The organism is Betaproteobacteria bacterium (assembly GCA_016720855.1).
GTDB lineage: Bacteria > Pseudomonadota > Gammaproteobacteria > Burkholderiales > Usitatibacteraceae > FEB-7.
Genome location: JADKJU010000002.1, coordinates 77,330 through 96,105, shown reverse-complemented (window position 1 = coordinate 96,105; position 18,776 = coordinate 77,330). Strand labels below are relative to the sequence as shown.

Genomic DNA, 18,776 nt, shown 5'->3' with positions numbered 1-18,776 from the left:
CCGAGGCTTCGCAGGGACCCCATCGGGGAGGGCCGCGTGCCGCGCGTTATCGGCCGCCGCGCCGCGTGGCGCGGTTATAATTTGCGTCCGCTTCCCGTTCTCCGCGCATGTCCGATCTCCTTGCAGGCCTGAACCCCGAGCAACTCCGGGCCGTCACCCTTCCACGCGAATCCGCCCTCATCCTTGCCGGGGCCGGCAGCGGCAAGACGCGCGTGCTCACCACGCGCATCGCGCACCTCATCCAGTCGGGCGAGGCGAGCCCGGTGGGCGTCCTCGCGGTCACCTTCACCAACAAGGCGGCGCGCGAGATGCTCACGCGCCTGTCGGCGATGCTGCCCATCAACACGCGCGGCATGTGGGTGGGCACCTTCCACGGCCTGTGCAACCGGCTCCTGCGCACGCACCATCGCGACGCGGGCCTTCCGCAGCTCTTCCAGATCCTCGATTCCGGCGACCAGCTTTCGATCGTGAAGCGCCTGGCCCGCGCGCAGAACCTGGACGAGGAGAAGTTCGCGCCGCGCCAGCTTCAGGCGTTCATCAACAACTGCAAGGAAGCGGGCCTTCGGGCCAACGCCGTCGAGGCGGGCGACGACTTCACGCGCCGCATGGTCGCGTTCTTCGCCGACTACGACGCGCAGTGCAACCGCGAGGGCGTGGTCGATTTCGCGGAGCTGCTGCTGCGCACCTTCGAGCTGCTCTCGCGAAACCTGGACCTGCTGACCCACTACCAGGAACGCTTCCGCTACATCCTGGTCGATGAGTTCCAGGACACCAACAAGCTGCAGTACAAGTGGATCCGCATGCTGGCCGGGTCGAACGGGTGCGTGTTCGCGGTGGGCGACGACGACCAGTGCGTCACCGGGGATACGCGCGTGACGATGGCCGACGGGCGGACGAAGGTCGTGTCAACGGTCCGGCCCGGCGATCGCGTGTTGTCCTGTTACGGCAGCGGCGATTTCCGCCCCGCGGAAGTCGCACGTGTCTATCGCCGTGCGTCAAAGGGGGACTTGATCGAGATCCGCACGCGCAGCGGCAAGCGGATCGTGAGCACGCCCGAGCATACGCACTTCGCTGCCTACGTCCCGGGCGAGACGCCGCAAACCTTCTTCACCTGCCTCATGCACAAGGAGGGCGTCGGCTATCGCCTGGGTACTTCGCAGGTCTACACGCGAGGGCAGGTGAAACCCAGGGTGGGATATCGCCAGCGGTCCACCCAGGAGCACGCCGACGCCGTCTGGATCGTCGGGACGCACGCAAGCGAAAACGAGGCGAGGTTCGACGAGATCACGCTTTCCCTGAAGTACGGCCTTCCGACGCTGCCGTTCGTGGCGCGAAAGGGCAAGGCGGTCAACGGGCTCGTTCACGATCCGCACTGGATCGAGCGCCTTTACCGGGAGATCGACACCGCATCCGGCGCGCAACGGCTGCTGTCCGATTGCGGCCTGTCCCCGGACGAACCCCACCATGCGCCGATCTCCCGCGACTCGAAGCGACGGAACATCGTGATCACGCTCTGCGGCGACCGGCGGGGAGGGCGACCGGGGCACCGTGTTGCGGTGATGGGAAATGACGAGGCGGGGCGAAAGGCGCTCGCGAAGGCCGGCATCGCAGTGCGGCCGGCGAAACGGGGCTCGAAAAGCTGGCGATTCGAGACGGTCCGTGTCGATTACGGCGAGGCGATGAAACTGGCCCGCGCCGCGTCCGGGGCACTCGGCGGCAAGATCGTCCAGCGCGCCAACCTGCACGGAAAGTCGCTCCCGTTCATGCGGGCGGCCAGCGTGCGGTCCGGAATGGTCATGGTCTCCGGGAGCGGCGAGGTGGAAATCGTGACCGCCGTGCGTCGGGTGGCGGGGCGCGGCAAGCCCGTATTCGACCTGGACGTCCCCCCGACCCACAACTTCATCGCGAACGGGATCGTCACGCACAACTCGATTTATCGCTTTCGGGGCGCTGACGTGGGGAACATGAACGAGTTCCTGCGCGACTTCGGCGTGCGCGAGGTCGTGAAGCTCGAGCAGAACTACCGCTCCCAGGGGTCGATCCTCGACGCGGCCAACGCGGTCATCGCGCAGAACAAGGCGCGCCTGGGCAAGAACCTGTGGACCTCCGAAGGCCGGGGCGAGCCGCTGCGCATCTTCGCGGCGGCGAGCGACGAGGAGGAAGCGCGCTTCGTCGTGGACGAGGTGAAGCAACTGCACCGCGAGGGCACCGCGCTCGCCGACATGGCGCTGCTCTACCGCTCGAACGCCCAGTCGCGCATCCTCGAGCACTCCCTCTTTCGCGCCGGCATCTCGTACAAGGTGTACGGAGGGCTTCGCTTCTTCGAGCGGCAGGAGGTGAAGCACGCGCTGGCCTACCTGCGCCTGGCGGCGAACCTCGACGACGACACGGCATTCACGCGCGTGGTGAACTTCCCGCCGCGCGGCATCGGGGCGAGGAGCGTCGAGCAGCTCCAGGAGGCCGCGCAGTCGGGCCTGGGCAGCCTCGCGCACGCGGCGAAGGCGGGGGCGGTGGCGGGGCGTGGAGGCGCGTCCATCGCGGGCTTCATGGCCATCGTGGAGCGGCTGCGCAAGGCGTCGGAATCGCTCACGCTTCCGGAGCTCATCGAGGAAGTGCTTGCCGCATCCTCGCTCAAGGACCATTACGCGGCCGAGCGCGACGGGCAGGACCGCGTCGAGAACCTGAACGAGCTGGTGAATGCGGCGACGCTCTTCAACGAGGAGTTCGAGATCGGCGTCGAGCCCGCGGGCGAAGCCCAGGAAGACGTGGCGCCGGTGCCGGGAACGCACCAGCAGCAGGTGCTGGCCGCGTTCCTGTCGCACGCGAGCCTGGAAGCCGGCGAGCACGAGGCCGGAGTCGGCGAGGACGCGCTGCAGCTCATGACGGTGCACTCCTCGAAGGGCCTCGAGTTCGATGCGGTGTTCCTCGGGGGCCTGGAGGAGGGCCTCTTCCCGCACGACAACAGCCTGAGCGAGGACGGCGGCATCGAGGAGGAGCGGCGCCTCATGTACGTGGCCATCACGCGGGCCCGCAAGCGCCTCTACCTGAGCTACGCCGGCAGCCGCATGCTGCACGGCCAGTCGCGCTACGGCATCGTCTCGCGCTTCGTCGAGGAGATTCCGGCCGAGCTGTGCAAGTGGATCGTGCTGCCGGAGAAGCAGGCATGGGCCACGCCGCAGAAGAACTCCTGGGACAGGCCGCCCGCATGGGGCGCAGGCAGCCGCGGCGAGGCCTGGTCCGCGGGCGGGGGCCGCGCCCCGAAGGCGGAAGCCGACCGCTACGCGAGCGCGCCGCGCGCCAGCTTCGAGACCTCGCGGCCGGACGAGCATCCCTTTGCCATCGGCGCGAACGTGCGCCACGCGAAATTCGGCGAGGGCGTGGTGATCAACGTCGAGGGCCGCGGGCTCGATGCCCGGGTGCAGGTGCGCTTCCGGACGGAAGGCACCAAGTGGCTGGCGCTCCAGTACGCCAGGCTCACGCCGGCGTAGCGCCTTCCTCCGGTGCGGCGTCCTCGAAGACCTCCGCGTATCCCGTGTAGGTGCTCGCCACCATCATCGGCACCACGATCAGCAACCCCATCCCCCACGGCAGGATCCCGGCCATGAAGATGATCGTGAGTGCAATGCCGTAGGTCAGCATCGCCCCCACGTTGGACAGGGCCGCGTAGAGGCTCCAGCGCACGGCGTGGGCAGTGGAGAGCTCGTGGAAAGCGAGTATGGCCGGCGAGAACCACAGCGCGCCCTTCACCAGCGCCGTGAGGACCAGCCCCACGAGGAGGATCCATTCCTTGCCCTGAAGCAGCCGCACGTAGTCGGCGACGGTCGCGACCTCCTCGGGCCCGCCGAACGCGCCCGGAAGGCCCAGCAGCGACATCAGGAAAAAGATGGCGATCTCCGCGATGAGCAGGATGGCGCCCAGGTTGATGAGGGGCCTCAGGGGGCGGCGGAATCCCAGGAAGAGGTCGCCCATCTCCGGAGCCTCGCCGGAAAGCTGCTTGCGCGCGGCGAGCGCGAAGCTCGCGAAGAAGACGGGCTGAAGCAGGTTCGCGGCCACGCCCCCGATGACTGGCACCAGCACCATCGCGAAGGTGATCAGCATCCAGCCGGCCGAAAGGCCGATCCACACCATGGGCGCGCCGCGAAAGTGGCGCCACCCGCCGGTGAGCCACGCTGGCCCGCGTGAGGAACGCACATCGCGAACGCGAAGGGGTGTGCTCACGGCGCGGGACTCAGTCACCGGCCGCTTCGAGGGCGCGCGCGTGGACGATGTGGTGCTCGAGCAGCCGCCGGAAGAAGGCGTGGTCCTTCGGGATCGTGATTTCGGAGGCCTGCGGAAAGTGGTTGTATTCCAGGCGCCCGAGCCAGGTGCGCAGCGCCGCGCGCCGGAGCATCACGGGCCAGAGCTCGCGCTCGAGATCCGTGAGGGGCCGGTGGGCATCGTAGCCCTGCAGGAGCGCCCCGACACGGACTGGATCGAGGGTGGCGAACGAATCCGTGCACCAGTCGTTCACCGTGATCGCGAGGTCGTAGAGCAGGGCGTCATCGCAGGCGAAGTAGAAATCGATGACGCCGCCCTCGCCCTCTTCATCCCACAGCACGTTGTCGCGGAAGAGATCACCGTGGATGACGCCCTGCGGCAGCACGGTGTCGTCGTGCAGCATCTGGTAGCGGTTTTCGCTTTCGACGAGGGCCGCCTCGTCGGCGGCGAGCTTGGGCCGCAGGCGTTGGGCGAGGCTCTCTCGCCAGGCCTGTCCTCGCCAGTTGGCGAGCCCCGCGTCGTACTCGAGTCCCGCCTCGTGGATGTCGGCGAGAATCCTGCCCACCTTGTGGCACTGCTCGGGGGTGGGCGACAGGTGCGGCACCCCCGGCAGGCGCGTCACGATGACCGCGGGCTTGCCGTTCAATTGCGCGAGGAAGCTGCCGTCCTGGAGGGCCATCGGCGCGGGGCAGCGGATCTCGTGCTCGTCCAGGTGGTGCATGAGCCCCACGTAGAAGGGCAGGTCCTCGCGCGCGATCTTCTCGAAGAGCGTGAGAACGTACTGCCCCGTCGTCGTGTCGAGGAAATAGTTGGTGTTCTCGATCCCCTGGGCGATGCCCTCGAGGCTTTCGAGTTCGCCCAGCGTGTAGCGCGCGAGGAAGGCGCGCGCCTCGTCACTGGAGACTGGCGTGAAGACGGACATGGGGTGAAAGGTTGCGGAACCTAGAATTCGAGGAGGACCCACTGGGGCACGCGCAGGCCCGAATCCAGGTTGTCCTGGCGCGCGAACTGGCCGTCGCCCCGGTTGTCGATGAGCACGTAGGGTCGGCCGTGGGCGGGCGTCACCTTCATCATGTAGAGCCTGCCCTTGATGCGGTACTCGGAAACCGTCTGGTCCCCCTCGCTGCGGATGGTGATCTGCGGCTCGAGCGCCGGATCGGGTTCGACCACGGCGGGCGGCGGTGGCGGCTCCTCCAGGGGTTTCGTTCCCGGGGGCAGCGGTCGCGGCGCGGACTGCGCGAACGCGCCGGCGGCAAGGGTCAGTGCAAGGATGGCGAGAAGGATGCGCATGGCGGCTCGCGGAATTGAAGTCCAGTTTAGCACCTGCGTGGTCGAGGAACGAGCCGGGGAATCAAACGGCGTCAGAGCGCGAATTCGGCCTCGCGCTCCGCGGGCGAGGGATCGAAGCCGCGCGAGTGGTAATGGGTGAAGATCGCATCCACGATCGCCTGCGGCTCGTCGATCACCTGCAGCAGTTGTGCGTCTTCGGGGCCCACCATGCCGTCGGCGGCCAGGCGGTCGCGGATCCAGTCCGTCAAGCCGCGCCAGAACGCCGAGCCCACGAGGATCAGGGGAACGCGCCGGACCTTGCCCGTCTGCACGAGGGTGAGCGCCTCGAACAGCTCGTCGAGCGTGCCGTAGCCTCCCGGCAGCATCACGAACGCCGAGGACAGCTTCGTGAACATGACCTTCCTCGCGAAGAAATGCTGGAACGTGTGCGAGATGTCCTGGTACTGGTTGGCGTGCTGCTCGTGCGGAAGCTGGATGTTGAGCCCCACGCTGGGGCTGGGGCCGGCGAAGGCGCCCTTGTTGGCCGCTTCCATGATTCCCGGGCCGCCGCCGGAAATGACCGAGAATCCGGCCTCCGAGAGGCGCCTCGCGATGTCCTCGGCCAGCACGTAGTAGGGCTCGCCGGGCTTCACGCGGGCGCTGCCGAAGATCGTCACGGCCGGGTGGATCGAGCGCAGCCGCTCGGTGGCGGTGACGAACTCTGCGATAATTTCGAACATCCGCCACGCCTCGCGCGCCGAGGACTGCGTGCTTTGCGCCAGTTGCGGATCGGACGGTTTCGGAATCTTGTTGTGCATGGCGGGCCCTCAAGCGGTGACATGAACGATACGAAGAAACGCCTGCTGCTCGTCGACGCCTCGAGCTACCTCTATCGCGCCTTCCACGCGATGCCGGAGTTCCGCAGCCCCGCGGGCGAACCCACGGGCGCGATCATGGGCGTGGTGAACATGCTGCGAAAGCTCGGGGGCGACTACCCCTCGGATTATATCGCCGCGGTCTTCGATCCCAAGGGCAAGACCTTCCGCGACGAGATCTACCCCGAGTACAAGGCGACGCGGCAGGCGATGCCCGAGGACCTCGCCGCCCAGATCGAGCCGCTCTTCGAGACGATCCGCGCGCTGGGCTGGCCGCTCGTCGTGGTCGAGGGCGTCGAGGCCGACGACGTGATCGGCACGCTCGCCCGCCACGCCGAGGGCGTGCACGGGTGGGACACGCTCATCTCCACGGGCGACAAGGACCTCACGCAGCTCGTGAGCGAGCGCATCACGTGGGTGAACACCATGTCCAACGAGACGCTCGACCCGAAGGCGGTGGAGGCCAAGTTCGGCGTGCCGCCGGAGCGGATCGTCGATTACCTGGCGCTCATGGGCGACGCGGTGGACAACGTGCCGGGCGTGGACAAGGTGGGCCCGAAGACCGCCGCGAGGCTGATCGGGGAGTACGGTTCCCTGGAGGCGGTGATGGCGCACGCGGGCGAAGTGAAGGGCGTGGTGGGCGAGAACCTGCGCAGGGCGCTCGACTGGCTGCCCACCGGGCGCACGCTCGTCACGGTGAAGACCGACGTGCCGCTCCCGTTCGAGATCGAGTCGCTGGTGAAGGGCACCCCCGACAAGGCGAAGCTCGCCGCGCTGTACGAACGCTTCGGCTTCCGGAGCCTGCGCGAGGCGCTCGAGAAGGGCGAGGCGCCGGGCGTCGGCGAAGCGGGATTCGCCCTGGCGAGAAGCCCGCTCTCCGCGCCGAAAGGATCCACTGCTTCCCCCGCTGAGGCCTCGAAGCCGCAAGGGGCTGCCGCGCATTCCCATGCCGCATTCATCGGCACCCGGCGCTACGAAGCGGTCCTCGACGAATCCGCCCTCGACCGCTGGATGGCGAAGATCGATGGCGCGCAGCTCACCTGCTTCGACACCGAGACCACGAGCCTCGACCCGATGGCCGCGCGGCTCGTGGGCATTGCCTTCTGCGTGGAGCCGGGCGAGGCCTGCTACATCCCGCTCGCGCACCGTTACCCCGGCGCGCCCGACCAGCTCGATTTCGATGGCACGCTCGCCAGGCTGAAGCCGTGGTTCGAATCCGCGCGTCATCGCAAGGTGGGCCAGAACGCCAAGTACGACCGCCACATACTCGCCAACCACGGCATCGATGTCCGGGGCGTCGTGCACGACACCCTGCTCGAATCCTATGTGCTGGAAAGCCACCAGCGCCACGACATGGATTCGCTCGCCATGCGCCATCTGGGCGCGAAGACGATCCTCTATGAGGAAGTGGCGGGCAAGGGCGCCTCCTCGATCTGCTTCGACCAGGTGTCGGTGGAGAGCGCGACCGGGTATTCGGCCGAGGACGCCGACGTCACCTTCCAGCTTCACGGCGTGCTCTGGCCGCAGGTGGAGGCGGACGCAAAGCTTCGCCACATCTACGCGGACATCGAGATTCCCGTGGCCGGCGTGCTGCTCGCGATGGAGCGAAACGGCGTGCTCATCGACTCTAGGCTGCTCGCCACGCAGAGCGGGGAGCTGGGCGCCAAGATGATGGCGCTCGAAGCCAAGGTCCACGAGCTGGCCGGGCAGCCGTTCAACCTGGCGAGCCCCAAGCAGCTCGGCGAGATCCTCTTCGAGCGGCTGAAGCTGCCCGTGGTGAAGAAGACGCCCTCCGGCGCCCCGTCGACGGACGAGGAAGTGCTCGAGAAGCTGGCCCTCGATCACCCCTTGCCGAAGGCCCTGCTCGAGCACCGCGGGATGTCGAAGCTGAAGAGCACCTACACCGACAAGCTGCCGCGCATGGTGAACGCGCGCACCGGCCGCGTGCACACCAACTATGCGCAAGCCGTCGCGGTGACGGGGCGGCTGTCCTCGACGGAGCCGAACCTGCAGAACATCCCGGTGCGCACGGCGGAGGGCCGGCGGATCCGCGAGGCCTTCATCGCCCCGCCGGGCTCGAGGATCGTCTCGGCCGACTATTCGCAGATCGAGCTGCGCATCATGGCGCACCTGTCCGGGGACAGGAGCCTCATCGACGCGTTCGCGGCCGGGGAGGACATCCACCGCCACACGGCCTCCGAAGTCTTCGGCGTCGCGCAGGCGGAGGTCACGAGCGAGCAGCGCCGTTACGCCAAGGTGATCAACTTCGGCCTCATCTACGGCATGAGCGCCTTCGGCCTCGCCGGCAACCTGGGCATCGAGCGCGCCGCCGCGCAGAGCTACATGGACAAGTACTTCCAGCGCTATCCGGGCGTCGCGGCCTACATGGAGCGCACGAGGAACGAGGCGAAGGACCGCGGCTACGTCGAGACCGTGTTTGGCCGGCGCCTCTGGCTGCCCGACATCGTCTCCGCCAACCAGGCGCGGCGGCAGGGTGCCGAGCGGCAGGCCATCAATGCGCCCATGCAGGGCACGGCCGCGGACCTCATCAAGCTCGCGATGATCGCGGTGCAGGGTTGGCTCGAGTCCGAGGGGCTCGCCACGATGCTCATCATGCAGGTGCACGACGAGCTGGTGCTGGAAGTCCCCGAGGGAGAGCTCGATCGCGTGAAGCCGCAGGTCGAGAAGCTGATGACGGGAGTGACCTCGCTCGCGGTCCCGTTGGTGGTGGAGGCGGGCGTGGGCGAGAACTGGGAGAAGGCGCATTGAGCGCCGACGTTCGCGCCTGCGCGGCCCGGCTCGCGGCCGGTGAGCTGGCCGGCATTCCCACGGAAACCGTCTACGGCCTCGGCGCGGACGCTGCGAACCCGCAAGCCGTCGCGAAGATCTTCGCCCTGAAGGGTCGGCCGGCGGACCATCCCCTCATCGTGCACCTCGCGCCGGAAGCGCGGCTGGAAGAGTGGGCCGTCGACATTCCGGAACAGGCGCGCAGGCTCGCCGCCGCCTTCTGGCCCGGCCCGCTCACGATGATCCTGAAGAAATCGCCACGCGTGCCGGCCATCGTCACCGGCGGGCAGGACACGGTGGGCATCCGTTGCCCGTCGCACCCCGTGGCGCAGGCGCTTCTGCGTGAGTTCGCCAGGGTAGGCAGCGGCGTCGTGGCCGCACCCTCCGCGAACCGGTTCGGCCACGTCAGCCCCACCACGGCGCAGCACGTGCGCGATGAATTCGGCCCGGATCTGCTCGTGGTCGACGGGGGCGCATGCGAGGTGGGGCTGGAATCGACCATCGTCGATCTTTCGCGCGGCCATCCCGTGCTGCTGCGGCCGGGGGCCATCACGCGCGAGCAGCTTGCGCGCGTCCTGGGCGTCGCACCGGGCAACCGCGATGCCGACGCGCCGCGCGCCTCGGGGACGCTCGCCGCGCATTACGCGCCGGCCACGCCGGTGACGCTGGTGGACCCGGTGGCGCTCGAGGCGCAGGTCGCAGGCCCCGGCCATTGCGCCGTGCTCGCGATGCGCCCGGCGTTGCCGCGCGCGAAGGCATGGATCGCGGCGCCGTCGGATGCCGCGCGATACGGGCACGACCTCTACGCGAATCTGCGATCGCTCGATGCCGCGGGCGCCGATCGCATCCTGGTCGAAGCCCCACCCAGGCAGCCGGCGTGGGAGGCGGTGAACGATCGCCTGGCCCGCGCGGCTGCCGGCGCGGAAGCGATCGAGGACGAACCCTAGCGCTTGCGGGTCCCGCGAGCGGGGCGGATCATGGGATGGCAACGAACCGGAGCAAGGTGAGGACCATGAAAGCGCTTTTCGACCGCTACCTGAACCAGTCCATCGGGCTCAACTACCATACCGCGTATCACATCGACGGCGCGACGCTGACGCTGGCTGCGGACACCTATTTCGCCGCGCTGGGCGAGAAGGACGGCATCACCCACTACTACCCCTATTCGGCCGTGATCCACGTGATGGAGAAAGCCGGCGGCGTCGTGGTGGGCGGACTCTTCACGCACAAGCAGACCTGGCCGCTGGTGGTGAAGGTCGGCCACGTGGTCGACGTGGGGCCGATGGTCTAGCGCTGCTGCTGCGCCCTTAATCGAGCGCGGGCAGCTTGGCGAGCAGCTTGGCGTAACGCGCGTTGTCGAATTCCCGCCCCGCGGCCAGCATCGCCTGCATCTCGTTTCGCGCGACGGCCGCGATGAGTTGCATCGCCTCGCCGCGGGAGTTTCCCGCGGCCATCAGGCGCTCGAGCGTGGTCTTCGTCTCGGGCGGATCGCCCGTCTCGAGCTGGTTCACGACGACTTCCATGAAGGCGTCCTTGACGGTCTTGTCGTCCATTGAGCCCCTCCCAGGCGGTCCGGTCCCCTGCATTCTGCACCGGCTTCAGGGCTTCGTCATGCCCCCCGGAATTGCCAGCCGCTCGGCGCGGGCGTTGGCAGGGTCGATCTCTAGCGCCCTTGCAGTGAGCCGGGAGGGCCGCCCGACCAGCGTTCGGCCTTCGGCCATCCCCACGGCTTCCGCTCGACGGCCCCTCCAACCCGATCGCCCGGGGTGGGCCAAGGGCCTGCGCCCGCAAGGCGGCCCGCCCAAGTCAGCGGTCGAAAGCGAACTCGAACGCGGCCGCGAGCGTCACGGCGCCGGAGGCGCCGCGCGTACGCTCCTCGAGACGCGCCGCATCGCGGCCCGCGCGCAGCACGGTGGACGCGCGGGTGCCGTACTCGGCGCCAGCGATGAGCACGGGCGAAAGCATGCGCTCGCGCTCCAGGCCCACGCCGGTGTCGGGAAGCTGCGAATCGGGGGCCGTGGCCGTGTCCGAGAGCATGGCGAAGAGCGGTTCGTCACCATCGCCGATCGCCTTTCGCATCGCCTCGCGTGCCTTCGATACCTTCGGCCACGGCTCGTCGAGAAGGTGGTTCGATAGCGCATGCACGCCGGGCTCCACCGCGCGCACCTCGGCCTCGCGGCTGCCGAAGTAGAGGAGCGAGCGTTCGTCTCCCACGAGGAGATTGAAGCCGTTGTACCGGCCGGCGCGGCTGGCGAGATCGGCGAGATATCGCGCCGGGTCCTGCGTGCCGAGCAGGAACTCCGCCACGAGGGTGCCCCGGGAAAGCGCCGTCGAGCGCCGCTCGGACGGATCGCGGAAGTTCGTCACCGCGGCGAAGCGCCTGCCGCGCGTGACCCCCATCCACGTGCCGCCCGCCTGCAGGTCGCGCCCGGCCAGCAGCTGCGGTTGGTCCTGCCACCAGTGCGCCGGCACCGCGGGCCGGTCGCGCCATTCGTCGCGGTTGGCCGCGACGATCAGCGGGAATTCCGGATGGGCCTGCCAGGCGATCGCGATGAGGCACATGGGACTGCGAAGGGGAGGCGACGGCCCGCCATTGCGCCGCGTACGGGACCGGCTGCGGCCGGTCCCTAGCGAACGAGCTTGCCGTCGCGGCCGATCATCGTGATCTCGATGAATTTGCTGCCGTTGTGGTCCGTGGGCGAGAAGGAGAGCTTGTAGCCGCCGAGGTCATGGTCGCGCATGCTCTCGAAGGCGCGGATTAGGCGCTCGCGCGTGAGGTCCTTGCCCGCCGCCCGCAGGCCATCGACGAGGCCCTTGGCGAGGATGAGGCCTTCCATGCCCGAATGCGAGACCTCGGTCACGCCCTTGGCCCGCATGAGCTCGCCGTACTCGCGCGAGATGGCCACGCTGCGGTCGAAGGGAAACGGCACGACCTGTGTCACGATGATCCCGCGGGCCTTGTCGCCGATGGCCTTGTACAGCGCGTCCGTGGCGACGATGGACAGGGCGAGGAACTGCGGGCGCGCTCCCGACTTGAGGTATTCCTCGATCAGCTTCGGCGCGGGCCCGGAGAGCGTGAGCAGCATCACCGCCGAGGGCGTTGCCTTGCTAACCGCCTGCACGGCCTGCGGGAGGTCCGAGCTGTCCTCCTTGACCTTCGCCACCGCCACCATCTCCAGGCCGCTTTCCTTCAACGCGATCTCGGCGGACTTGAAGGCCTGGCGGCCGAACCCGTTGTCGAGGTAGATCACGCCGACTCGCTTCATGTAGGTGTCGTTCAGGTGCCGCGCCATGCGCCGGATCTCGTCGCCGTAGCCGGCCTTCATGTTGATGAGCATCGGGTGGGTCGCGGCGTAGAAGCTGTCCGCGCCGGACGTCGACCCCACGAGGGGGACGCCGCGCTCGGTGAGATAGGGCAGGGCCACCGCCACATTGCCGGTGCCGGAGATGCCCCACATCGCGAAAACGCGCTCGCGCTCGACGAGGGTCTTCACGTTCTCCTTCGTGCGGTCGGGCTTGTTGGCGCTGTCGGTGCGTATCACCTTGATTCTGCGGCCGTGGACGCCGCCGGCCGCGTTCACGCGCTCGATGTAGGCGTCCGCCGCGGCCATCAGCGGCTTCATGCGCACGGCGATCGAGCCGGTGAGGTCGATGTCCTGCCCGATCACGATCTCGCCGGAGGTGACGCCGGGCGCCGGAGCCGCGATGGCCGCCGGGGCGAGGCACAGGGCGGCGACGAGCGCCGCGGCATGGTGCGATATGAGCTTCATGGATCCTCGTTTCGTCATCCGCTGCTCCGGCCGATCCGGCCCCCGTGCGGCTACATGAGTCCCAGCGTCTTCGGCAGCCAGATCGACAGCGGCGGCCAGTAGGTGACCATCACGAGGAAGACGAGCATGGTCACGAGCCATGGCCACACGGCGATCGTGAGCTCGGTGATGCCCATCTTCGTGATGCCGCTCGCCACATAGAGATTCAGCCCCACGGGTGGCGTGATCATGCCGATTTCCATGTTCACCGTGATCATCACGCCGAAGTGAACCGGATCGACTCCCAGTTTCATCGCGATCGGGAACAGGATGGGCGCCGTGATCAGGATGATCGACGAGGGCTCCATGATGTTGCCCATGAGCAGCAGCAGGACGTTCACGAAGAGCAGGAACCCGATCATGCCCAGGCCCTGCGACACCATCCATTCCGCGATCGCCTGCGGGATGTTCTCGTTGGTGAGCAGGAAGGAAAAGAGCACCGCGTTGGTGATGATGTAGAGCAGCATCGCCGACATGTTGGCCGAGTCGATGAGCACCTTGCGTACGTTCTTCAGGCGCATGTCCTTGTACACGAACACGGCCACGAAGAACGCGTATACCGCGCTCATGGCGGCCGCCTCGGTCGGCGTGAAGATGCCGGTGTAGATGCCGCCCATGACCACCACGATCAGCAGCAGGCCCCAGACCGATTCGCGGAACGCGTGCAGGCGCTCCTTCCAGGAGCGCTTCGGCTCGCGGGGATAGTTGTTCTTCCAGGCGCGGTACCAGGTCGTGCCCAGCAGCATCGAGGCCAGCACGATTCCCGGGATGACCCCCGCCATGAAGAGCGCGCCGATGGAGCTGTTCGTGGACACCGCGTACATCACCATCACGATCGACGGTGGGATGAGGATGCCGAGCCCCCCCGCGGAGGCGATGACGCCTGCGCCGAAGCGCTTCGGATAGCCCGCCTTCACCATCGCGGGCAGCAGGATGGAGCCGATAGCGACCACGGTGGCCGGGCTGGATCCGGAGATGGCGGCGAAGAGCGCGCAGGCGACGACCGCGCCCAGCCCCAGGCCGCCCCGCCAGTGTCCGACCATGGAGGTGGCGAAGTTGATCATCCGCCGCGCGACTCCCCCGTGCGTGAGGAAGTTGCCCGCCAGGATGAAGAACGGGATCGCCATGATCTCGAACTTCTCGATGCCGGTGAAGAGCTTGAGCGCCACGGCCTCCACCGGAACGTCCGTCATGAAGAACAGGAACGAAAGCACCGTGAGGCCGAGCGAGATGGACACGGGCATGCCCGTGAGCATGAGGCCGAAGAGCAGCACAAAGATGATGGTCGCGTTCACGGCTTGCCTCCGTCCCTGTTCCTGGGCAGCACTTCCTTCGGATGCAGGTCGGGCGTGACCATCACCGGGATGATGTCCTCGACCGTCACCTCGTCCACGCCCTCGACGTGGCCGTGGTCGTGGTGCGGTAGTTCGCCCGTGCGGAAAAACGCCCAGGCCACCTGCAGGAAGCGGAAGCACATGAGCGAGGAGCCCAGCGGAATCGCGAGATACGGGATCCAGGCGGGTACCTCGAGGTCCGGGGAGACCTGGTCGGTGTGCGCCATCTCCCAGACGAAGTGCGCGCCGAGCGTCGCGACGATGCTGGTGAAGAGCGCCCCCGCGAGCAGGCCGAAGAGCACGAAGAAGGCGCGCTTCCTGCCTCCAAGCTGGTTGATGAAGACGTCCACGCCCACGTGGATGCCCGTGCGCACGCCGTAGGCGGCGCCGAACTTGGCCATCCACACGAACATGTAGATGCACAGCTCCTGCGCCCAGCTCATGTTGATGGCCAGGAGCCGGTCCTGCAGGCCTGGGATGGGGATGCCCGTGGCGTAGCGATGCACGACCGCCACGAAGATGATGATCGTCGCCGAGGCCATGAGGAGCGCGATGAGCCACTCCTCGAGGTGATCGAGCACCTTAAGCATCGCTGTTCTCCTCCTCCCCTGCCGCAGCGGGGGCGGCATGGCGCCGCCCCGCCTGACTTGCTACAGCTTGGACGGGTCGAAGCCCGTTTCCTTGTAGATGGACTGTATCAGGTCCTTGCCGATGCGCGCTTCGGATTCCTGGTGCACCTTCACCAGCGCCTTCTTCCAGGCCTTCTTCTCTTCGGGCGTGAGCGTGATGAACTGCGACTTGCCGCTCTTCTTCACCGCCTCGAGCGCTTCCTCGTTCTCCTTCTTGGCGATGTCGTTGGCGTACTTGGTCGCGTCCTTCATGGCGCCTTCGAGCGTGGTGCGGATGTCGGCGGGGAGGCTGTCCCAGAACTTCTTGTTCACGATGACCGCGTACCCGAGGTAGCCGTGGTTGGAGAGGGTGACGAATTTCTGCACCTCGTGCATCTTCTGGGTATAGAGGTTGGAGGGCGGGTTCTCCGTGCCGTCCACCACGCCCGTCTGCAGCGCCTGGTACACCTCCGAGAAGGCCATCACCTGCGGGTTGGCGCCGAGCGCGCGCATCTGGGCGTCGAGCACCTTGGAGGACTGGATGCGCATCTTGAGGCCCTTGAAGTCGGCCGGCATCTTGAGCGCCTTGTTGGCGCTCATCACCTTGAAGCCGTTGTCCCAATATGCGAGGCCCTTGATGCCCTTGGGTTCGAGCCGGGCGAGGAGCGCCGCGCCCGCCGGGCCCGTCGTCACCTTGTGCAATTCCTCGTAGTTGTCGAAGATATAGGGCAGGTCGAAGACCTCGAAGGCGGGCACGCCCAGCGGGCCGAACTTGGCCAGCGACGGGGCGAGCATCTGCACCGCGCCCAGGCTCAGGGCCTCCATTTCCTCCTTGTCCTTGTACAGCTGGCTGTTGGGGTAAACCTCGACCTTCACGCGGCCCTTGGTGCGCTCCTCGGCGATCTTCTTGAAGTAGTCGGCGCCCTTGCCCTTGGGCGTTTCATTGGCGACGACGTGGCTGAACTTGATGACGATGGGCTGCTGAGCGAATGCGGTGCCACCCGCGAGCATGAATGCGGCCGAGATGGCCGCGGCGATGAGAGTCCTGCGCTTCATGATTGTCTCCTCCTCCAGTGAAAAGCCGAGCCCGGGAAAGCCGGGCCGTGACGGTCGCATCCTGTCGTCTTTTCCGGGCGCCGGGCAGTGTGGACTTCCACATGGCCGTTTACAGCCCGCTGCCGGGGCGCGAGGATAGGCGGGTGTCGATCGCTGCCGCACCGTCGCCCGCTCCTGCGCCCGCCCCCGTAACGGCGGCCGTTGCACCCACGCCTGCGGCCCGGTTCTGGCGCCGTCTCCGATGGTGGATTCCGGGTGCGATCGTGATTCTCCTTCTTGGCGCGACCTCGTTTCTCCTGACCCTGTCCGATTCCCAGGAACGCGCCGAGGCGCAGAACGAGCTCGTGACCGACTCCCTGTGGGTGAGGCAGTCGCTGCAGTTCCAGTTCGAGCGCGAGGCGGAGGCCCTGGGCCTGATCGCCGCGGACCAGGGCAACAAGCGGCTTTCCCGCGCCGCGCTCGAGGCACGGCTGCAGGTCTTCCTGCGCCGCGGACGCGAATCCCTCGTGGTGGCATGGACGGGACCGACGCTCGCGCCATCGATGAGCCTCACCGATCCGTCATTCGCGAGCATGGACCCCCTGGACGCCGTTCCGCCCGCCGTGATCGAGGCTGCCATGGCGCGCGCCCTGCGCGAGGGCGAGGCGGTATTCAGCGCGCCATTCGCGGCGCCGTGGGGTGCAGGGCTCGTGCTGGTGGCACCGGTCAATGGCGAGCCGCGCACCTTCCTCGTGGCGGTCTACTGGCTCGAGCGCCTGCTCGAGGAAATGGTGCCCTGGTCCTTCGCGCAGTCCCATGAAGTGACGATCGGCGACGTGACCGGCACCGTCCGCGCGCGCCGGGCATCGGCCGGCCGGGGACGCGGGGTGTACACCCACCAGGCGCCGCTCGAGATCCCCGGCTCGACGCTCATCCTCGGCACCAACAGCCTCAAGGGGCCGCCCGACTGGATCACCAACGTGATCCGCGGCGGCACCGTGGTGCTTGCGCTCCTGCTCTTCTGGAGCCTGTGGGCGCTGTGGCGCGATGTGCAGCGCCGCGTCGCCGCCGAGCACCGACTGCGCGAGGAGGTGGCGTTCCGCCGGGCGATGGGGGATTCGGCCGTGATCGGCCTGCGGGCGCGCGACCTCGGCGGGCGGGTGACCTTCGTGAACCCCGCTTTCTGCCGTATGGTGGGGCTTCCCGAAGAGGGGCTCGTGGGGTACGGTCCGCCGATGCCCTACTGGATTCCGGAGCGCACGGACGAATACCGGCGCCGCGTCGAGGAGGTGCTGTCGGGGCAGGCGAGCACGGCGCCTTTCGAGACGGTCTTCCAGCGCGCGAACGGGGAGCGCTTCCCCGTGGTCATCTACGACGCGCCGCTGCGCGACGCCGACGGCCGGCAGACCGGCTGGATGAGCTCCATCATCGACGCGACCGAGGAGAAGCAGGCCGAGGAGCGGGAGCGCGTGCAGCACGAGCGACTGCAGACGGCCGCGCGCCTCACCACGATGGGGGAGATGGCCTCGTCGCTCGCCCACGAGCTCAACCAGCCTCTCGGGGCCATCGCGAGCTACCTGGCAGGGTCCCTCAACCTCATCGAGCGCGGGGGCGCGACCGCGGAGGAACTGGGGCCCGCTCTCGCCAAGGCGAGCCAGCAGGCGCAGCGCGCCGGCCAGGTGATCCGGCGCGTGCACGAGTTCGTGAGGAAGCGGGAGCCGCAGCGCGCGGTGCTGGAGGCCGCGAAACTCATCGAGGAGTGCCGCGCGCTGGTCGAACTGCAGGCGCGCCGCTCGGAGGTCCAGATCAGCGTCCAGTCGGAGCCCGGGGTGCCCGCCATCGTCGGCGATGCGGTGATGCTGGAGCAGGTGATCCTGAACCTCACGCGAAACGCGATCGAGGCCATGGCCGAGGTCGAGCCGGGCCGGCGCCTGCTCGTGATCGGCGCGAAGCCGGGCGAGGGCGGCGGCGCGTGCATCGTGGTGCGGGACTACGGCGCCGGCATCCCCGACTCCGTGGCGGGCCAGCTCTTCTCGACCTTCTTCACCACCAAGCCCGACGGCATGGGCATGGGGCTTTCCATCTGCCGCTCCATCGTGGAGGCGCACGGGGGGCGGCTGGGCTTCGAGCGGCTCGACCTGGGCACGGAATTTCGCATGCATTTCCCCGCCCCATGATCCACGTCGTCGACGACGAGGAACCGATCCGCGACGCGCTGGCGTGGCTGCTGCGCTCGCGCGACCTCGATTGCCGAGCCTTTGCCTCGGGAGAGGATTTCCTCGCCTACCTCGCGACCGGCGAGGCCGACCCAGCCGCCCCCGCGGCGGTGCTGCTCGACGTGCGCATGGGCAGGATCAGCGGCACCGAACTCTTCGAGCGCGTGCGCTCCGAGGGCCGGTTTTCCGCGTGGCCGGTGGTCTTCCTCACCGGGCACGGCGACGTGCCCATGGCGGTGGAGGCGCTCAAGCAGGGCGCGTTCGACTTCGTCGAGAAGCCGTTCAACGACAATTCTCTCGTGGACCGGCTCGTGGCCGCGCTCGACGAGTCGCGGCGGCGCCTCGACGCGGCCCGCGAGGCATTCCTTCGCGAGGAACGGCTGGCCACCCTCACGTCCCGGGAACGCGAGGTGCTCGACCTCATCGTCGAGGGGCACTACAACAAGGTGATCGCCGACCGGCTGGGAATCGCGATGCGGACGGTCGAGGTCTACCGCGCGCGCGTCTTCGAGAAGATGGGTGTCAAGAGCGCGGTGGAACTCGCGCGCCTCTTCGGCGAGGGGAACTGAAAAAAAGGGGTCTGTCC

At 68.0% G+C, this 18,776-nt stretch carries 16 protein-coding genes; 6 read left to right on the top strand and 10 right to left on the bottom strand.

Translation table 11 applies throughout. The annotated features are described in order from the left end of the window. Positions 1–107 precede the first annotated feature (107 nt). A complete protein-coding gene (locus IPP91_07680) occupies positions 108–3,488 on the top strand; it encodes a UvrD-helicase domain-containing protein (GenBank protein ID MBL0141945.1) in 3,381 nt (1,126 codons plus the stop codon). On the opposite strand, the gene IPP91_07675 is transcribed toward IPP91_07680, so the two are convergent. The 4 genes from IPP91_07675 to IPP91_07660 form a co-directional block, all read right to left on the bottom strand. Beyond that, a complete protein-coding gene (locus IPP91_07675; protein ID MBL0141944.1) occupies positions 3,475–4,218 on the bottom strand; it encodes a hypothetical protein in 744 nt (247 codons plus the stop codon). The genes IPP91_07680 and IPP91_07675 overlap by 14 nt on opposite strands. A 10-nt stretch (positions 4,219–4,228) precedes the next feature. Then, entirely contained in the window at positions 4,229–5,179 is a 951-nt protein-coding gene (locus IPP91_07670) for a homoserine kinase (protein MBL0141943.1), read from the bottom strand. A 20-nt stretch (positions 5,180–5,199) separates the two neighbouring features. Continuing rightward, positions 5,200–5,547, bottom strand: coding sequence for a DUF2782 domain-containing protein (locus tag IPP91_07665; GenBank protein ID MBL0141942.1), 348 nt, complete (start codon positions 5,545–5,547; stop codon positions 5,200–5,202). A 71-nt stretch (positions 5,548–5,618) separates the two neighbouring features. Continuing rightward, on the bottom strand, positions 5,619–6,344 hold the full coding sequence (locus tag IPP91_07660) for a TIGR00730 family Rossman fold protein (protein MBL0141941.1): 726 nt from the start codon (positions 6,342–6,344) through the stop codon (positions 5,619–5,621). Between the two features lie 21 nt (positions 6,345–6,365). Between IPP91_07660 and polA the strand changes: the two genes are divergently transcribed. From polA to IPP91_07645, 3 genes are all read left to right on the top strand, one after another. Beyond that, the gene (polA, locus tag IPP91_07655) at positions 6,366–9,170 is read left to right on the top strand and encodes a DNA polymerase I (protein ID MBL0141940.1); all 2,805 of its coding nucleotides are present in this window, start codon (positions 6,366–6,368) and stop codon (positions 9,168–9,170) included. Next, positions 9,152–10,135, top strand: a complete 984-nt coding sequence (locus IPP91_07650) for a threonylcarbamoyl-AMP synthase (protein MBL0141939.1) — start codon at positions 9,152–9,154, stop codon at positions 10,133–10,135. The genes polA and IPP91_07650 overlap by 19 nt, the downstream gene beginning before the upstream one ends. 65 nt (positions 10,136–10,200) lie before the next feature. Next, on the top strand, positions 10,201–10,479 hold the full coding sequence (locus IPP91_07645; protein ID MBL0141938.1) for a hypothetical protein: 279 nt from the start codon (positions 10,201–10,203) through the stop codon (positions 10,477–10,479). A gap of 16 nt (positions 10,480–10,495) precedes the next feature. Here the strand turns inward: IPP91_07645 and IPP91_07640 are convergent, their stop codons facing one another. The 6 genes from IPP91_07640 to IPP91_07615 all read right to left on the bottom strand — a co-directional run bounded on the left by IPP91_07640 (position 10,496) and on the right by IPP91_07615 (position 15,995). Further along, positions 10,496–10,741: a hypothetical protein gene (locus IPP91_07640; protein ID MBL0141937.1), complete on the bottom strand. Its 246-nt coding sequence runs from the start codon at positions 10,739–10,741 to the stop codon at positions 10,496–10,498. Positions 10,742–10,994: 253 nt separating this feature from the next. Beyond that, the gene (locus IPP91_07635) at positions 10,995–11,750 is read right to left on the bottom strand and encodes an NRDE family protein (protein ID MBL0141936.1); all 756 of its coding nucleotides are present in this window, start codon (positions 11,748–11,750) and stop codon (positions 10,995–10,997) included. Between the two features lie 65 nt (positions 11,751–11,815). Further along, positions 11,816–12,958, bottom strand: a complete 1,143-nt coding sequence (locus IPP91_07630) for an ABC transporter substrate-binding protein (GenBank protein MBL0141935.1) — start codon at positions 12,956–12,958, stop codon at positions 11,816–11,818. 50 nt (positions 12,959–13,008) lie between these two features. Next, a complete protein-coding gene (locus tag IPP91_07625) occupies positions 13,009–14,292 on the bottom strand; it encodes a TRAP transporter large permease subunit (protein MBL0141934.1) in 1,284 nt (427 codons plus the stop codon). Further along, positions 14,289–14,921 (bottom strand): TRAP transporter small permease, encoded by a 633-nt coding sequence (locus tag IPP91_07620; GenBank protein MBL0141933.1) that lies wholly within the window; start codon positions 14,919–14,921, stop codon positions 14,289–14,291. The genes IPP91_07625 and IPP91_07620 overlap by 4 nt, the downstream gene beginning before the upstream one ends. 60 nt (positions 14,922–14,981) lie before the next feature. Continuing rightward, positions 14,982–15,995 (bottom strand): TRAP transporter substrate-binding protein, encoded by a 1,014-nt coding sequence (locus IPP91_07615; protein ID MBL0141932.1) that lies wholly within the window; start codon positions 15,993–15,995, stop codon positions 14,982–14,984. Positions 15,996–16,258: 263 nt separating this feature from the next. Here IPP91_07615 and IPP91_07610 point away from each other — a divergent pair, with 263 nt between their 5' ends. Both IPP91_07610 and IPP91_07605 read left to right on the top strand, forming a co-directional pair. After that, positions 16,259–18,151 (top strand): PAS domain S-box protein, encoded by a 1,893-nt coding sequence (locus IPP91_07610; GenBank protein ID MBL0141931.1) that lies wholly within the window; start codon positions 16,259–16,261, stop codon positions 18,149–18,151. Next, positions 18,148–18,759, top strand: coding sequence for a response regulator transcription factor (locus IPP91_07605; GenBank protein MBL0141930.1), 612 nt, complete (start codon positions 18,148–18,150; stop codon positions 18,757–18,759). The genes IPP91_07610 and IPP91_07605 overlap by 4 nt, the downstream gene beginning before the upstream one ends. The last annotated feature ends 17 nt before the right edge of the window (positions 18,760–18,776 follow it).

Excerpts from the sequence above, each read along its gene's own strand:
- IPP91_07680 (MBL0141945.1), top strand. The coding sequence starts at position 108 with ATGTCCGATCTCCTTGCAGGCCTGAACCCCGAGCAACTCCGGGCCGTC.
- IPP91_07670 (MBL0141943.1), bottom strand. The coding sequence starts at position 5,179 with ATGTCCGTCTTCACGCCAGTCTCCAGTGACGAGGCGCGCGCCTTCCTC.
- IPP91_07665 (MBL0141942.1), bottom strand. The coding sequence starts at position 5,547 with ATGCGCATCCTTCTCGCCATCCTTGCACTGACCCTTGCCGCCGGCGCG.
- IPP91_07660 (MBL0141941.1), bottom strand. The coding sequence starts at position 6,344 with ATGCACAACAAGATTCCGAAACCGTCCGATCCGCAACTGGCGCAAAGC.
- polA (MBL0141940.1), top strand. The coding sequence starts at position 6,366 with ATGAACGATACGAAGAAACGCCTGCTGCTCGTCGACGCCTCGAGCTAC.
- IPP91_07645 (MBL0141938.1), top strand. The coding sequence starts at position 10,201 with ATGAAAGCGCTTTTCGACCGCTACCTGAACCAGTCCATCGGGCTCAAC.
- IPP91_07640 (MBL0141937.1), bottom strand. The coding sequence starts at position 10,741 with ATGGACGACAAGACCGTCAAGGACGCCTTCATGGAAGTCGTCGTGAAC.
- IPP91_07635 (MBL0141936.1), bottom strand. The coding sequence starts at position 11,750 with ATGTGCCTCATCGCGATCGCCTGGCAGGCCCATCCGGAATTCCCGCTG.
- IPP91_07630 (MBL0141935.1), bottom strand. The coding sequence starts at position 12,958 with ATGAAGCTCATATCGCACCATGCCGCGGCGCTCGTCGCCGCCCTGTGC.
- IPP91_07620 (MBL0141933.1), bottom strand. The coding sequence starts at position 14,921 with ATGCTTAAGGTGCTCGATCACCTCGAGGAGTGGCTCATCGCGCTCCTC.
- IPP91_07615 (MBL0141932.1), bottom strand. The coding sequence starts at position 15,995 with ATGAAGCGCAGGACTCTCATCGCCGCGGCCATCTCGGCCGCATTCATG.
- IPP91_07605 (MBL0141930.1), top strand. The coding sequence starts at position 18,148 with ATGATCCACGTCGTCGACGACGAGGAACCGATCCGCGACGCGCTGGCG.